Here is a 16,234-nt window from a genome sequence, read left to right on the forward strand (position 1 = left end):
TTTATTCGACCTCCTGAACGGGCAACCCAAATTCGCTGTGTTTCACTGGTTCTCGTGACAACAGCAGCACATGATTGGAACGATCCAACTTAGCAATTGGCGTGGCAATCACGCGGATAAACTTTTCATCCTGAATCACTTCGACATCGCTAACTTCCGCCACGGGATACCCGTTCGGGAATCGTCCTCCAAGGCCAGAACTAATCAAACGATCACCGATTTTTATATCGGAGTTCTGATTCAAAAATGGCACACGCAGCCGATCTAGGCTGCCGGTCCCGTACACAACAGTGCGTAAACCATTGCGCTCGACTTGTACCGGCAAGGCGTGCCCAGGGTCTGTAATCAATACCACCACACTGCTCAAGGGCATTACTTCGGTGACTTGGCCGATCACGCCACGATCATCGATCACCGCCTGACCTTCATAGGCCTCGTGACGCAATCCACGACCAATAGAAATACGATGATTATCTCGATCCAAGCGCACATCAACCAACTCGGCCAATGTCACCTGTTCGCGTAAGCGCTCAGAGGCTCCAAGCAAGGCCCGCAAATCGCTGTTCTCTTCTTCTAGTGCGCGCAACAGCAAGGTTTCGGACTTGAGTTTGAAGTATTCATTACGCAGATTGTCATACGCGATCTGCACATCTGGTTCGGCTGTGAGCGCTGACGTGAAATACCCGCTTACCGATGACGGCAGCGATGCTAGGTATTGAATCGGGCTCAGCACCACAGACACCACATTGCGTGGTGCATTCAGCCAAGTGGTTCGAGAATCGACCACCATCATTGCAACCGACATTACAAAAACCAGCCCAAGTTGCGGCCAACCAGATGATTTTCTAAATGGGTCTGCCACCGTCGTTTTGAAATGCGTCTTTACGTGTTATTCGTTATGCTGGCACTAGCGGAGTGACCAACTCGCTCGGTTAGTCACCGCATGTTATTTTATTCGTGTGCGAATACGTCGCCTAAATTGTCCATTTCTTCCAACGCGCGGCCACAACCTCGAGCTACACACGTCAGAGGGTCATCTGCGATCACGACCGGCAAACCGGTGTCTTCCATCAATCGACGGTCCATATCGCGCATTAGCGCACCACCGCCCGCGATCACCATACCTTTGTCACCGATATCTGCACTCAATTCTGGTGGTGTTTGCTCTAGGGCTTGTTTAATCGTCTGCACGATTGACTCCAGCGGATCACTGATCGCGGAGTAAATTTCTTTACTGCTCAACGTCACCGCGCGCGACAGACCTTCGGCAATATCGCGCCCTTTGACTTCCATCTCACGCTCCTCGGATTTATCCCAAGCGGTGGCGATGGCTTTTTTCACGCGTTCCGCACTGGCTTCACCAATCAGCAGCCCATGATTACGACGGACATGATTGATAATGGCTTCATCAAAGGTGTCACCAGCCACACGCAGCGAGGTGCTGTAGACCATGCCACCGAGCGACATAACACCAACCTCAGTGGTGCCACCGCCGATATCCAGTACCATTGAGCCCGTTGGCTCTGCGACGGGCAGATTAGCACCGATCGCAACCGCCATCGGCTCTTCAATTAAATACACTTCGCGTGCCCCTGCACCATACGCCGACTCTCGAATCGCACGTCGTTCAACTTGAGTTGAGCCACACGGCACGCAAATAATGATTCGTGGGCTACCTTGTAGCCAACGATTTTCTTGCACTTTCTTGATGAAGTACTTCAACATCTTCTCGGTGACGTTAAAGTCGGCGATTACGCCGTCCTTCATCGGGCGAATTGCCTTGATTGATCCAGGTGTGCGACCTAACATTTTCTTCGCGTCGGCCCCGACCGCAAGAATACTTTTGTTATTTAAACCTCCGCCAGGCGAATAACGAATTGCCACCACAGAAGGCTCATTCAATATGATGCCTTTCTCTTTAACATAAATGAGCGTGTTGGCGGTGCCGAGATCGATCGCCAGGTCGTTTGAAAACAAGCCGAGAATACTGCGTAACATAGTGTATTGAGATGTGTTCTTTTTAAGAATTATTTTTCATGGGGGGTTAATCGGATTATTGTACAGTCTAACGAGCGCTTGTGCTATTCAACAACAGGTCTATCTGTGGTAATTTCGTGGTTTATCAGGAGATTTCTTCCAGAGCGTGAATTCCTGCTCCGGAATCGCTTGTTCCGAACCATCAGACACCCTGCAAGCATTCAATTAAATACTTATTAACGCTGGCGAGATCGCCACGGCAACAAACCAATGACTCTAGACAAATCAACCGTGCAGACGATTGCGCGTCTCGCGCGCCTCAATGTGGACGACACCGAGATCGACACGTATCAATCCGAGCTTTCCAATATTCTGGATTTAGTCGAACAAATGGATACCGTAAATACCGATGGCATAGAACCAATGACGCACCCATTCGATGCCACGCTTCGATTGCGTGACGATATCGTGACCGAACAAAACCAGCGCGACAAATACCAGGCCGTGGCACCGAGTACCGAGAACGGATTGTATTTAGTTCCCAAGGTAATCGACTAGAGTGTTGCCGTTTAGTAACTAAAGCCGCCCGACCATCTCAACCTGCGTACTGCCTGCCAGTTCGTGAATTTAGGATTTCAGTTTTTAGCATGACCACCTTAGCCCAACTATCCAAGCTACTTGCCAGTGGTGAGCTGTCAAGTGTCGAGCTCACCCAGACTTATCTCGATCGCATCGAGCAATCAAACCATAACGCCTTCATCAGCACCAATACCGAGTTAGCGCTGACCGCCGCCAAAGCAGCAGACCAGCGTCGCGCCGACGGTGACACCAACCCCCTGCTGGGCATCCCCGTCGCGCAGAAAGACATATTCTGTATTGAGGGCATGCTGACCACGTGTGGTTCTCGCATACTCGAGAACTTTGTCGCTCCGTACACCGCCACCGTGGTTGAGAAGATGCACGCACACGGTTTGGTGACGTTGGGTAAAGCCAACATGGACGAATTCGCCATGGGCTCGTCCAATGAAAACTCGTTTTTCGGCGGTGTTGCCAACCCTTGGAGCGCTGAGGAAGAAACACTGGTCCCTGGTGGCAGCTCAGGTGGTTCCGCCGCCGCGGTGGCTGCACACTTAGCACCAGCGGCAACCGGCACCGACACAGGCGGCTCTATTCGACAGCCTGCTGCTTTTTGTAACTTGACCGGTGTCAAACCAACTTACGGGCGCTGCTCACGCTTTGGCATGATCGCATTCGCCTCTTCTCTCGATCAAGCAGGCCCAATGACGCACACGGCAGAAGATGCTGCCCTACTACTCAACACCATGGCTGGCTTTGATCATCGCGATGCGACCTCACTTGAAGTCGAAGCAGAAGATTTCACACGCAGCCTCGACGACTCACTCGCAGGTATCGTCATCGGCGTACCGAAAGAGTTTTTCAGTGACGGCTTGGACAACGAAGTCGCCACGATCATCGATGCTGCGATCAAGCAGTACCAATCGCTCGGTGCCAAGATCAAAGAAGTCTCATTACCAAATTCGCACCTAGCCCTACCCAGCTATTACGTCATTGCACCGGCCGAGGCCTCGTCTAACTTGTCACGCTTTGACGGTGTGCGGTATGGATTTCGCGCTGATGAGTACACCGACCTCGTCGACATGTACACCAAGACGCGTACCCAAGGCTTCGGTGATGAGGTTAAACGCCGCATCATGATTGGTACGTACGCCCTGTCCTCTGGGTACTACGACGCCTACTACGCCAAAGCGCAGAAGCTCCGCCGCTTAATCTCCAACGATTTTGTCGCCGTTTTTAAAGATTGCGATGTGCTAATGGGGCCAACCACACCGAGCCCGGCATTCGCAGCAGGTACAGGCGGTGAAGATCCCGTGGCCATGTACATGAACGATATTTACACCATCCCGGCCAACTTAGCAGGTTTGCCTGCCGCGTCTATTCCCGCTGGTTTCACGCAAGCTGGATTACCGGTTGGCTTACATTTGATTGCACCGGCATTACAAGAGGCCAAGATGCTGAACATTGCGCATCAGTATCAACTGGTTACCGACTGGCACACACGCGTCGCGCCAACCGCGTTGGGAGGAAGCAACTAATGTTTACCTGGGACAAACACTGGGAGGTCGTCATCGGCCTCGAAGTTCACACACAACTGCTCACCAAATCAAAAATTTTCTCCGGCAGTTCTATTGCTTATGGCGCTGAGCCGAATACACAAGCTAGCGCGGTCGATATCGCCTTGCCCGGCGTGCTACCGGTAATGAACCGGGAAGCAGCGAGACTGGCGGTGAAATTCGGGCTGGCCATTGGTGCACACATCAACCAGCGCAGTGTGTTTGCGCGTAAAAACTATTTTTACCCTGACTTGCCTAAAGGCTATCAGATCTCGCAAATGGAGCTGCCGATTGTTGGACTCGGCCAGCTCGAAATCGAGACCGAACAAGGCAGTAAAGTGATCGGCATTACCCGCGCACACTTAGAAGAAGACGCAGGCAAGTCACTACACGAAGACTTTCAGGGTCAGACCGGCATTGATTTGAATCGCGCCGGCACACCGCTGCTCGAGATTGTGTCGGAGCCTGACATGCGTTCGCCCGCCGAAGCCGTGGCGTACTTACGAAAGCTGCATAGCCTGGTACGTTACATAGAAATCTGCGACGGCAATATGCAGGAAGGCTCGTTTCGTTGCGATGCCAATGTCAGCGTGCGCCCAGTTGGTCAGACAGAACTTGGTACGCGAACGGAATTGAAAAACATCAACTCGTTTCGTTTCGTTGAACGGGCGATCGAATTCGAAATTGAGCGCCAAATCGATATTTTGGAAGACGGTGGTCAAGTAGTACAAGAGACCCGCCTGTATGATCCAGACAACCACGAGACCCGGTCAATGCGTTCCAAAGAAGACGCGCACGATTACCGCTACTTCCCAGACCCAGATCTGCCACCGATGGTGCTGGATGATGCTTTCTTGGAAGAGGTGCGCGCCACCCTGCCGGAACTGCCAGCGGCAAAACACGCCCGGTTCGTGGCCGACTACCAACTCAGTGATGCCGATGCCCTGTTATTAACCGCAGACCGCAGTACCGCCGATTTCTTCGAGCAGGTGGCCACGGCTACGCGTGCCGACAGTAAAACCGTGGCCAATTGGATGGCTGGCGAATTGTTTGCCAACCTTAACAAATCGGAACTCGATATCGCCGACTCACCGATCTCTGCCGCCCAGATGGCAACTTTGCTTGATCGATTGCAAGACAATACGCTGTCGGGTAAAACCGCGAAGCAAGTGTTTGCTGCCCTCTGGGCGCAGGAAGGTGATGTAGACCAGATCATTGAGTCGAATGGTCTAAAGCAGATTACTGATACTGGCGCCATTGAAGCCATCGTCGACGAGGTGATTGCGTCCTGCCCTGACCAGGTACAACAATTTAAGGACGGCAACGATAAGGTCATCGGTTTCTTGGTTGGGCAGGTTATGCAAAAGTCCAGAGGCAAAGCAAATCCACAAATGGCGAACCAAATGCTGCAAGAGAAAATGAAATCATGAGTACGACTTCTTTTTCACAACTCGTCGCTGGCGTAGTGGCAGCGAAGAATGATCGTTGGCGTGTGACCATTCCAGCGGACTGGATGCAGGGACGCACTACCTATGGAGGACTCTCTGCGGCGTTGTGTCTGCAAGCAGTGCAGCAACAATTCCCTGATCTGCCGCCTTTGCGCTCCGCACAAATAAATTTTATTGGCCCTGCTGGTGGCGAAGTCGAAATCGAAGTGAGCGTATTGCGCCAAGGCAGATCGGTTACCTACATCATGGCAACGGCTACCCTCGCGGGGCAAATCGCCACGCATGCCGTTTTCTGCTTCGGTGCCAACCGTGAATCACGACTCGATGCCGATTACACTGCGTCACCAACCGTGCCCAATGTTGAGCAAGCTGGCCCATTTTTCACCGCAGCCGGTGCCCCCGTATTTACCCAACATTTCGAATGTAAGCTCGCGAGCGGCGGACAACCGGTTACCGGTTCCGACGAACACGAGCACCATATCTGGGTTCGACATAAAGACACCGAGGCTAACGGCATTCCAGCGATGTTGGGTATTGCCGATATGCCACCGCCTGCTGTACTGCCCATGTTTTCAGAGCCGGCACCAATCAGCTCGATGACCTGGAGCCTCAACTTTCTGAGTGACGACTTCGAAGTCGCCGATAATTGGTGGCTCATCCGCACTGCCGCCGAAAATGCCCGTCATGGCTACTCCAGCCAAGACATGCAAATCTGGAATGAAGCTGGTGAACTTGTCATCAGCGCCCAACAGAGTGTGGCTTTGTTCTATTGATTCGCCCTACGGGCAGCCTGCGGCCGTGCAAATCCGCTCCAGCGGATTTGTCGAACCTTACGTGGGGTTCTCTTCAAGTCCGCCGAACTCCCCACACAAAAAAACCGGCTTAGAGCCGGTTCTTTTGTATGGCGCGCCCGGAGGGATTACTCATCGCATCCATGCGATTCGCCCTACGGGCAGCCTGCGGCTGTGCAAATCCGCTCCAGCGGATTTGTCGAACCTCACGTGGAGTTCTCTTCAAGTCCGCCGAACTCCCCACACAAAAAAACCGGCTTAGAGCCGGTTCTTTTGTATGGCGCGCCCGGAGGGATTCGAACCCCCGACCACTTGGTTCGAAGCCAAGTACTCTATCCAGCTGAGCTACAGGCGCGTAACTCGTTCAAATTTTTTTTGATATATCGGCGTAAGCAATGGGTGCCAATCAACAGGCGGTGATTATATTCCAATCATCGACGAGATTCGACCTTTGTTTTGCGCGCGGACCAAAAAAATAATCACCAAAGGCTGATCCTGATTGCGACGAGCTGCTGTCCATGGCAAGCTTGCGCCCTAGCTCGGCGGTGCTTTGCCGATGCACCCAAAAATTACGCATGAAACCATCTAAGACACAACCTAAGTCGCCCTGGGTCAAACCGATCCAATTCCCAGACGCACTGCCGATTTCACAGCGACGGGATGAGATCGCTGCTGCCATTCGAGATCATCAGGTCGTGATTGTAGCCGGGGAAACTGGTTCTGGGAAAACCACGCAGTTGCCTAAAATCTGTATGGACCTTGGGTACGGCGAGCGCGGCTTGATTGGACACACGCAACCCCGGCGTATTGCAGCCCGCACAGTAGCGGCACGAATCGCGGAAGAACTAAATACCTCGCTCGGCCAGACGGTAGGCTATCAGGTTCGATTCAAAGATCAGTCCAGTGCAGAGACTCGCATCAAATTAATGACGGACGGTGTCTTGCTGACCGAGTTCCAGCACGACCGTTTACTGAAAAAATACGAGGTCATCATCATTGATGAGGCGCACGAGCGTAGCCTCAATATTGACTTCCTGCTGGGGTTATTGAAGCCGCTCTGTGTGCGACGCCCCGATCTTAAAATCATCATCACTTCAGCCACCATCGATCTTGAAAAATTTGCGCAGCATTTTGCGAAGGGCGAGCAGGCGGCACCCATCATCGAAGTCTCAGGTCGCTTGTACCCGGTGGAAACGATTTACCAGCCACCGGAAGATGACGCCGTCAGCTTGCCAGATACAATTGGCAACACAATCAAAGGCATTCTGCGCGATGAGGCGAAAGGTCGATATCGAGCCAGCGGTGATATTTTGGTATTTTGTGCTGGAGAGCGCGACATCCGGGACACAGCGCATAGTTTACGTCGCTTGGAATTGCCGGTAGACATCCTGCCGCTCTACTCTCGACTGAGCGTTAAAGAACAAAATCGTGTATTCCAAAGCAGCCCTCGGCGCAAGGTGGTGCTTGCTACCAACGTGGCTGAAACATCGATCACCGTGCCCGGTATCGCGTATGTGATTGATCCAGGCTTAGCACGGATCTCACGCTACAGCTTTCGGTCTAAGATCCAACGTTTACCGATCGAACCAATTTCGCAGGCCAGTGCCAATCAGCGACAAGGCCGTTGCGGCCGTGTGGCCAACGGCGTGTGTATTCGCTTGTACTCAGAAGAAGACTTTCTGCTGCGCGACGAATTTACCCCAGCGGAAATTGTGCGCAGTAATCTGGCATCGGTAATTTTGAAAATGCTGCGTCTGGGCATTAAACAGATTGCAGCGTTTGACTTCATCGACCGACCAGACCCGCGACTCCTGAACGATGGTTACAAACTGTTGCAAGAACTGGATGCGATTAATCAACAACGCAAACTGACACCGATTGGTCGTCAGATGAGCGATCTGCCAATTGATCCCCGGTACGCACGTATTTTGGTTGCCGCCAATGACCTGGGCTGTTTACGTGATGCGCTGGTGGTGATCAGTGTGATGAGCGTTCAGGACCCCCGTGAGCGACCGGCCGACAAACAGCAGGCCGCCGACCAGAAGCACCAACAGCTGGCACATCCGGCGTCGGACTTCAGTAGCTACCTGTATCTGTGGCAAGCAATCGAAAACGCACGAGACGAACTGAGTAATACCAAGTTTAAACAATTCTGCGGAACACGATTCTGGTCAATCTCACGTGTGTTTGAATGGCGCGAACTGAAACATCAACTGTTGACCCAATGCAAACGCCTCAACTGGAAGTTCGACCCGTGGAAGACCATCGAACTGCCCGACCTAAACGACACCGCGCCAAAAAAGCAGTCGACAAGCCAAGACTCGAAAAAGTCTGTGATGGACGCACGCTACCAGAACCTACATCGTGCACTGTTGGCCGGTCTAATCAGCAATATCGCCAATAAAGGCGTCGATGGCGAGTATCTGGCCGCACGTAGTCGCAAGATTTCGCTGTTCCCGGGTTCGTCACAGGCTAAGCGCGCGCCGAAGTGGATTGTCGCTGGTGAGTTCTTGGAGACGTCGCGAGTCTTCGCACACACCGTAGGCCAAGTGCAGCCGGAATGGATTGTTAATTCGGCTAAACACCTCTTACGCTACAGCTACAGTTCGCCGCGGTACAACGTTCGATCAGGCACTATCAAAGCCGACCGCAAAACCGTGTTGTACGGTTTGACGTTAAATGAGCGTGAGCCGGTGAACTATGCCCCTATCAACCCGAGTGAAGCTCGCACCGTCTTTATTCAACAGGCATTGGTGGACCAACAATATCAACCGCGCGGCAACGCTGCACCGTTCATGGCCTACAATCAGGCGCTAATTCGCGATATTGAGAAACTCGAGACCAAAACCCGTCGTCGCAACCTGTTGGTAAGCGATGTCGCCATTGCAGAATTCTATAATGAACGCTTACCGGAAGGGATCTGTAGTCGAACCGGACTCGAAAAGTGGCTGGCGCAAGGCAATCAAGAGGCGCTGCAACTTTCACGTGAACATTTACTGGTCAATCGTGTCGACCAAGGTGAGGTAGCGCAGTTTCCAGACACGATTGAGGTCAGCGGCAAGGCCATTGATGTGGTATACCGTTTCGATCCAGGCTCGACACGAGACGGCGTAACGCTGGTGGTGCCCATCTCAATCCTGGCGCCTTTTCCAACGCATTTGGGTGATTGGCTGGTACCCGGCCTACTGCGGGAAAAATGCATTGCACTGATTAAGACCTTGCCCAAGCCAATCCGCCGCCATTTTGCGCCAGCGAGCGACGCGGTGGACCGCGTATTTTCGAAGCTCGAGCGCACCGATGTGCCACTCCATCAGGCACTGGCTGACGCACTGTATCGAACTCGCGGCGTCAAAGTCACTGCGGATGATTTTGATCTCAGCAAACTGGATGATTACTATCGGCCCAATTATCGCGTGATTGATGTTGATCAATCTCTGGTCAATGAAGGTCGAGACCTGCAACAGCTCAAGCAGGCGTACGCTGACGCCGTGCAGGAAAGCGTGCACGCGAGCAATGCACCACAGAAAACACGCTATGAACAACACCAGATCGAACAATGGGATTTTGGTGCCCTGCCGGACCATCTGGATTACCAACATCAGGGACTGACTGTGCGTGCGTATCCGATGCTGCAGATTCAGCAAAACCACAGCATCTCGCTACTTTTACATGAAGACCAACCCGCGGCCCAGTACTTCACACAGCGTGGGGTATTGGCGCTGGCAAAGCAGGTGCTGGCAAACGGTGCACAGAAACAAGCCGACAAGTATTTGAAAAAAGAAGTGCTGGCGCCCAAAGCCGCGAAAGCCAAAAACCTGAGCGCGCTGGCGGCGAAGTTGCAAACCGCACTCCCGACCGTCTCCGATCAATCCAATTGGCAAGCAGAGTTGATTGATGCCGGGCTGAAAGCCGCTTGTTTTGAGAATGGCTTGGCCGAGGTGCGCGACGCAGCCAGTTTCGAGCACTGCTTACAGCGCGGTAGTAAACACTGGGTCGCCCGAACGATGGCGCTGGAAGAAGCGTTTGTGCCGTGCTTACGCCAACGTGACACCCTGTTATCTCGACTCAATGAGATTAATGCGACCACGATTAAGACAGATCAGGCCCTGGAGGACATGAAGTCGCAACTGTATCAGTTGTTCGAACCGACTCTGCTGCGATATACCGATCTCACGCAGCTTAAACAGTTTCCACGCTACCTGCGGGCGATCGAGATGCGCATCGATAAACTCGCTAAAACGCCTGCCGAGGAATCAGCCTTGATGGCAATTCAAGCCAAGTTTGATAGCGCAGTGCAAGGCGAGTACGGCTACGATTATGCCTACGCCTTGCAGCCAACGTTACATGAACTGCATTGGATGCTACAGGAGTGGCGAGTATCCATCTACGCACAGCACCTGAAGACGCGCATCGCGGTCTCGCAAAAGCGCATCGAACAAGTCGCATCAAAATCACTGGACTGGTGACGAGCAGATCGAGAACCACTCACGGTGGTTCTCGACCCAAAGTGGCAAAAACCTGTTAACAGCCTAGGTTATTCCCTGGCGACACACCTAAAATGCCAGTAATACGGTTGTATTCATTGATACGGCTTTGGACCTGCCCCGGATTACCACCGTTACACTCCAGCGAGCCGTTGATGGTACGGATAGTCTCGCCAAACCCGGCCCCGGTGACCATCGACTCGTGCGCGGGACGATAACCTGCCCCCGGTTGCGTCATCCAAAACCACAGGGCTGTCTGCCAGGCAATGGTCGGGTTTTGTGCCACCTGATCGGGATTGGCCCACAGATTCAAGCCTAATGCCTGACCCGCAGCGCAGTAGTTATAATTCCAGCTCAACTGAATCGGGCCACGACCGAAATAGCGTTTGCCGCCAGCGCAAACGCCACATGGCGTTGCCGTTCCTGAGCAGTACTCGCCTTGTGCGATTTCGGTAATGTAGTACAAACCACCGGTTTCATGATGGAAGTTAGCCATCGCCGCAGCAGCTTCACGTTTCTTAGTCGTCAGATCGCCCGTACCCGCGAAAGCCGGATAGGTTTGCGCGGCGGCAACCAAACCTGCGTAGGTATAAAAGCCATTCCGATTTGGAAAGATTTGGTTAAATTGCGATTCGCTGATAATTGACGCGAAGCCACCCGTGTTACCGCCTGCTGGCCGCACGATGATCGACGACACATTGTCGTTAAACCCTTCGTTATCAAGACACGCGTCTTCGCCCTGTACCACAATAGCAGCCCCGGTGAAATTATCGTCCAAGTACAGCACGGCTTCATAGCCAGCCGACACACGAATTGAAGAGGCTCGGTCATTCACAAAACCGCGAGGTATCAAACTGCCCAGTGTAAACTGACCAACATCCATCGACGCGGCCCAGCCGTTATAGGCGCAGTGTTCATACAGCGTCACCAAACCGCCAGTTGGTGTACCCGCTGACACCACTTCAATCCAGTTGAAATTCCAGCCACCGGTCTGGGCAAAAACACCCAGGTTATAAGTGCCCGCGTTGATCTGCACCGATTGTTCCACCGTAACCCAGTTTTGCCAGCCACCTGTGGCAGGAATATCCACGTTGCCGAAGGGAATCGAACCACCATTTAAATCAGTCGATGCGATGGCACCACTCTCGCTCGCGACGCGCATGCGAATTTTGTATTGGCCGGTGCTTGGAATAACCAGATTCGAGTACACCAACCATTCGCCAGTATCTATCCAGCCGACGTTGTAACCGCCTTCAGTGCTGCCTTCGATATCCACATTATCGTTTCGATATGCACCGCCCTGATTGCCCGGTGTGGTGTCGTAGTAATTTGAATAATCCTCTGCCTGGAAAACTTGTGCGTTAAGCTGTGCACAGGCTATCGCCGAGATAGACAACGTTGTCATTAATAAGCGACGCCATGCGCTTTTGGAAGTAGTCATAATTAAAATCCTGTGTATTGAGTTATGTCGGAGAACACGACCGGGTTCGTTGACAGGCCACATTCTTGATGCTCCGATCACCGTATACGTCTAGTGCTAGCGTACTGGCGATCACTAGCAGTGTTCTCCTCCCATCCAAGTCGCTCCTCTGGGCACCGCTTGCCTTAGCTTATGCGAGTTTTAGACACTTGGCAAATAAAGTCGGTTAAGAACTGGAGGTGTTACAGGCCCCAAAATACCGATTCAGCGTCTTCCACTACTCGACCTGAATCCAGAATCTGTGTTAAGACAATGACGTCACTCGCTGCAATCGCGTAGTATTGAGTTAAAGCCAATGCCAATCCCTCCTGAAGCCTGATGATCGCCGAAGATGACCAGATAGATGGCAGATACAGGGTTGCCACCACCGCGTAAGGTTGGCCTTGTTGATGCGCCTTGATCAGGTTCACCGTCATGTGATCGGCAGATTGTCGGGATGCGCGTGACCATTGCGCGATCAAGTCCCCTTGCCCGTCAGGACAACTTGGTGAGATCACACAGTTCGCGATGGGCATACTCGCACTCCGTTAACACATCATTTCAGTGTTTTCAAAAAACATACCACACGCTCGGTCTCACGGAAGCCTAAGTGCGCATGCATCGCGATACTGCGGCGATTTTCCAAGTCCGTGTCGCTGGCGATCTCGCTATAGCCATTCTCCAGCGCCCAGTGCTCCGCACTCGCCATCAATTGACGACCAACGCCTTGTGCACGAAATTCGCTCGCAACAAACCAGGCTTCAATATAGGGTACTGGACTATTCCGGCTCCCCTCCGCAAAACTACGCAGATTGAGTTCAATGAAGCCGGCCATCTGGGCATCGATATCGGCTACGAGCACAGCGGAAATATCGATGGACTCCCCCGCAAAGAATTGATCTATCTCCACACGGTGTGCGTCAGCGGCATCTGGCCACAATTCTGTGCGCATGGCTGACCAGACCAACCGGTCACTCGGTGTGATGGGGCGAATCTTCAGTGCCATTCAGACCTCCTGAAAAGCACCTAATAAAGGTAAACGCTTACGGTGGTGGTAGCTTAACGCCAACTCGATACAATGCGCCACCGCTGTTGTTGGTAATTGAGCCTTTAAATGAAACAGGATGGCGCGTTTTCCATCAAACTCAAGCTCATCACGATACAATTCACGGAATGTCTCAACCAGGGTGGTCTGACAGTGGAAATACAAAGCATAATGCTCAGGCGATTTTGGCTTCCAATCCATTCGCACAGTAGACCCGGTCGGACACAAATAACTCGGTTCGCCCCATTTTAGCGTTTCAGTGACGTTATCTAACCCAACCACGGAGTCCGCTGTTTGCAACAGAAGATGTCGAAGAGCCAGCAACTTCAGCGCGGCTGATTCGGGGTAACTCGAGAAAACATCAGCCACAGCTTGATCAGAAAATGCGTAGGTATCCATATCCGTCAGTTCTAGTGTGTGCAGCCGCTAGATTAGCATGCTTTGCTTAAGATACGCTACGATTCCCTGTTTTTGTCTGCCCTACTTTTCCGTCCACCTGGGACACACCATCCAAACACCAGTCCCTCGATAAAAATCCGCACTCGAGCGCCAACAGATAAGTCGCTGATCACCGGAACATACCACCGTGCGATGCTCCGCAATTAAGGCCGCCGCTCGTACATACTCTTCGAACGGCACCAGGAATCGACGTTCATTGTAACTCGCAATTTGCACACCGGGATACAAGCTCCCGAAATGCTCACCAACGATCGCAAAATGAATATCTTCTGACTGCAACAATGCCCTCAGAAACAGCACCTCCATGTCGTCCATGGCGTGGCAAAGTACTACCATAAATCCAAATCCCTGCTAAGCGCTACTCTTGCGGTACAAAAATCAACTCGTCAGTGTTAAAACCAAGCGCCTTCGCTTTGGCAATAAACGCTTGCTTGAGTGTGTCACTCACGGTTGGTGTACGCGACAAAAACCACAAATAGCCGTCGCCAGAACTGATGAATGCGTAGTCATAATTTAGTGGCTCAAGTTCGAATACCACGTAGGGACCGTAGAACGGTCCAAAAAACGAGACTTCCAAAAAGCCCACGGTCTCATCGCCCGGGAAACGCGCCTTGCCAACGGCCTCTTTCCATTCACCCTTCTCGCTGTCAAAACCGCGATTCACTACCTTGATCTTACCGTCATCGCGTAATGAGTAAGTTGCGCTTACTTTCTCCAGGCCCCGCTCGAACCGGTGATCAAGGCGTGCTATTTCGTACCATTTACCAAGATACCGATCCACCTCGAAATCACGTACTGGCGTGATGTTGTCGGGTACTGAACCACAGCCGGACAATAGACTTAGGCCGATGGTGATTGTGAGAGCTGTTAAAATTTTACGCATAGTCTGAGAGGGGCCGAATTCCGACGATTTAGTTGAACACGCGCAGTCTACTGAAAGCAAACTGTGTAGGCCGAGTCTAAACCAAGCTCAATCAAGCGGGCGTCAACACCAACGACCTCGTAGCCGGCAAACAATAGCGTGCAGTTGGCGTAACCATTCGCACTTGCCATTGCATACGGACACGCCAGATACTGATGCAGTGACGACTCCACGTCTGCGTTGTGGCGGACCTAATCCTTAATTAATTGGGCAGCTCCGGCGTGACGGCACCTAGCCCTCACCATGTGCGTACCGCAGTTTTTTAGTTCGACTCAACTCTTCGCTCAGACCCAGATCAATTGCGGCTTGTCGGTCAGGCTTTCGCTGTCAATTGACGGCGTAGACAATGCTGTCACGCACTGCATGAGTCGAGCCTACTAATATGAGGATGATCAGCGTTCAATTGCAGCAAATCCCACCGATTTCCATATAAGTCCTCGAACACGGCCACCGTCCCATAAGGTTGCTCTTGCGGATCACGCACAAACTGAATTCCAGCCTTACACATAGCGCGATAATCGCGCCAAAAGTCATCCGTGTACAGAAATAAGAATACGCGACCGCCGGTTTGATTACCTACGAATGCCGTTTGATCGGGTTTGGATGCCTTTGCCAGTAATAACGTAGCACCGCGTGAATTCGGTGGCGCCACCACAACCCAGCGCTTGTCCTGTTCCGGTTGATAGGTGTCTTCAATTAACTCAAAGCTGAGCTTATTAACATAGAAGTCGATCGCCTCGTCATAGTCTTGAACCACTAGGGCAACATGCAGTATATGCTGTTCCATCCTTTAAGTCCGCGCCCTCTTCGTACGCTTGCTGGTCCATCTCAGCAGGCGCACCAAAACGCATACGGGCTGCAAGAAAACCGAATTAAATAGTCAGTGTGTGGTAGCTTATCACGCGAGGTTGAGGTTTCTGGCCCAATGAACAGCCCGACCTTAATCCTAAGTCCAAGGCCACGGTTGTTGAGCACACACAATAGCCAGCCATCGAGTTCGTGCCCGGCAACAACCTATTCGAACAAGAAAACAGTTTCAAACGGATTCCAGAGTGCTTATATTACCGAACCCAGCGTCATCATCGGCGCATAAATTAGTATCGTTATCCAGAATAGACCCAATGATGGCGGTGCCATGCTCCACCAAACGCGTCGCTTAAAAAAGACAAGCGGTACCGCGCTCAGAATTGTCAGAAACACCAACATCAATGGCCACCAAGCAGTCTTGCTGAGGAACCAAAGACTGATCTGAGGGGACGTGACATCAAAACTGGCGTACAACTCGCGGTACGCGTGCCCCGATACTTGGTGTAAATGACGCAACACCCAACCGCATACAAGCAGCAAAGATAAGCTCGCGATTCCAATTAAACTTCGTTTGATCATCTGCTACTAACCACCATATTCAACTGCCGTGCTACCTGTTTTTAAGTGGTATCCAAAGGTCGATTTGCAGAGTTTAAAGGCTTCGTCGAAATCGAACAATGTATTGAAGCTCATTCGTATTTCACCACCGA

Annotated in this window: 16 protein-coding genes and 1 tRNA gene; 5 read left to right on the forward strand and 12 right to left on the reverse strand. The window is 52.1% G+C overall.

Annotation, left to right across the window (positions count from 1 at the left end; genetic code table 11):
• Position 1: 1 nt before the first annotated feature.
• On the reverse strand, positions 2 to 862 hold the full coding sequence (mreC, locus tag IE055_RS13845; protein WP_189402214.1) for a rod shape-determining protein MreC: 861 nt from the start codon (positions 860 to 862) through the stop codon (positions 2 to 4).
• Positions 863 to 951: 89 nt separating this feature from the next.
• A complete protein-coding gene (locus IE055_RS13850) occupies positions 952 to 1,998 on the reverse strand; it encodes a rod shape-determining protein (protein ID WP_189402216.1) in 1,047 nt (348 codons plus the stop codon).
• Positions 1,999 to 2,247: 249 nt separating this feature from the next.
• On the opposite strand from IE055_RS13850, the gene gatC reads away from it, so the two are divergent.
• The 4 genes from gatC to IE055_RS13870 all read left to right on the forward strand — a co-directional run bounded on the left by gatC (position 2,248) and on the right by IE055_RS13870 (position 6,330).
• Complete coding sequence (gene gatC, locus IE055_RS13855; protein ID WP_189402217.1) at positions 2,248 to 2,535, forward strand: Asp-tRNA(Asn)/Glu-tRNA(Gln) amidotransferase subunit GatC; 288 nt, start codon at positions 2,248 to 2,250, stop codon at positions 2,533 to 2,535.
• A gap of 89 nt (positions 2,536 to 2,624) precedes the next feature.
• On the forward strand, positions 2,625 to 4,091 hold the full coding sequence (gene gatA / locus IE055_RS13860; RefSeq protein ID WP_189402219.1) for an Asp-tRNA(Asn)/Glu-tRNA(Gln) amidotransferase subunit GatA: 1,467 nt from the start codon (positions 2,625 to 2,627) through the stop codon (positions 4,089 to 4,091).
• Complete coding sequence (gene gatB / locus IE055_RS13865; protein WP_189402221.1) at positions 4,091 to 5,539, forward strand: Asp-tRNA(Asn)/Glu-tRNA(Gln) amidotransferase subunit GatB; 1,449 nt, start codon at positions 4,091 to 4,093, stop codon at positions 5,537 to 5,539. The genes gatA and gatB overlap by 1 nt, the downstream gene beginning before the upstream one ends.
• Positions 5,536 to 6,330: an acyl-CoA thioesterase gene (locus IE055_RS13870; RefSeq protein ID WP_189402223.1), complete on the forward strand. Its 795-nt coding sequence runs from the start codon at positions 5,536 to 5,538 to the stop codon at positions 6,328 to 6,330. Before gatB ends, IE055_RS13870 begins: the two co-directional genes overlap by 4 nt.
• A 296-nt stretch (positions 6,331 to 6,626) precedes the next feature.
• On the opposite strand, the gene IE055_RS13875 is transcribed toward IE055_RS13870, so the two are convergent.
• Positions 6,627 to 6,703: transfer RNA gene (locus IE055_RS13875), tRNA-Arg, on the reverse strand.
• Positions 6,704 to 6,866: 163 nt separating this feature from the next.
• Between IE055_RS13875 and hrpA the strand changes: the two genes are divergently transcribed.
• Complete coding sequence (hrpA, locus tag IE055_RS13880) at positions 6,867 to 10,814, forward strand: ATP-dependent RNA helicase HrpA (protein ID WP_268244549.1); 3,948 nt, start codon at positions 6,867 to 6,869, stop codon at positions 10,812 to 10,814.
• Between the two features lie 55 nt (positions 10,815 to 10,869).
• Here hrpA and IE055_RS13885 read toward each other — a convergent pair whose 3' ends face one another.
• The 9 genes from IE055_RS13885 to IE055_RS13925 form a co-directional block, all read right to left on the reverse strand.
• On the reverse strand, positions 10,870 to 12,273 hold the full coding sequence (locus IE055_RS13885) for a glycoside hydrolase family 19 protein (RefSeq protein WP_229794305.1): 1,404 nt from the start codon (positions 12,271 to 12,273) through the stop codon (positions 10,870 to 10,872).
• A gap of 221 nt (positions 12,274 to 12,494) precedes the next feature.
• The gene (locus tag IE055_RS13890; RefSeq protein WP_189402226.1) at positions 12,495 to 12,827 is read right to left on the reverse strand and encodes a hypothetical protein; all 333 of its coding nucleotides are present in this window, start codon (positions 12,825 to 12,827) and stop codon (positions 12,495 to 12,497) included.
• A 20-nt stretch (positions 12,828 to 12,847) separates the two neighbouring features.
• Complete coding sequence (gene aac(6') / locus IE055_RS13895; RefSeq protein ID WP_229794306.1) at positions 12,848 to 13,297, reverse strand: aminoglycoside 6'-N-acetyltransferase; 450 nt, start codon at positions 13,295 to 13,297, stop codon at positions 12,848 to 12,850.
• Complete coding sequence (locus IE055_RS13900) at positions 13,298 to 13,735, reverse strand: DUF1801 domain-containing protein (RefSeq protein WP_189402228.1); 438 nt, start codon at positions 13,733 to 13,735, stop codon at positions 13,298 to 13,300.
• A gap of 81 nt (positions 13,736 to 13,816) precedes the next feature.
• Positions 13,817 to 14,131, reverse strand: coding sequence for a putative signal transducing protein (locus tag IE055_RS13905; protein ID WP_189402230.1), 315 nt, complete (start codon positions 14,129 to 14,131; stop codon positions 13,817 to 13,819).
• Positions 14,132 to 14,153: 22 nt separating this feature from the next.
• Positions 14,154 to 14,678: a lipocalin family protein gene (locus tag IE055_RS13910; RefSeq protein WP_189402232.1), complete on the reverse strand. Its 525-nt coding sequence runs from the start codon at positions 14,676 to 14,678 to the stop codon at positions 14,154 to 14,156.
• A gap of 47 nt (positions 14,679 to 14,725) precedes the next feature.
• Positions 14,726 to 14,890: a hypothetical protein gene (locus IE055_RS13915; protein ID WP_189402234.1), complete on the reverse strand. Its 165-nt coding sequence runs from the start codon at positions 14,888 to 14,890 to the stop codon at positions 14,726 to 14,728.
• 179 nt (positions 14,891 to 15,069) lie between these two features.
• A complete protein-coding gene (locus IE055_RS13920; protein WP_189402236.1) occupies positions 15,070 to 15,504 on the reverse strand; it encodes a VOC family protein in 435 nt (144 codons plus the stop codon).
• Positions 15,505 to 15,773: 269 nt separating this feature from the next.
• Complete coding sequence (locus IE055_RS13925) at positions 15,774 to 16,103, reverse strand: hypothetical protein (RefSeq protein WP_189402237.1); 330 nt, start codon at positions 16,101 to 16,103, stop codon at positions 15,774 to 15,776.
• Positions 16,104 to 16,234: the final 131 nt, after the last annotated feature.

This window comes from Arenicella chitinivorans, assembly GCF_014651515.1.
Lineage (GTDB): Bacteria > Pseudomonadota > Gammaproteobacteria > Arenicellales > Arenicellaceae > Arenicella > Arenicella chitinivorans.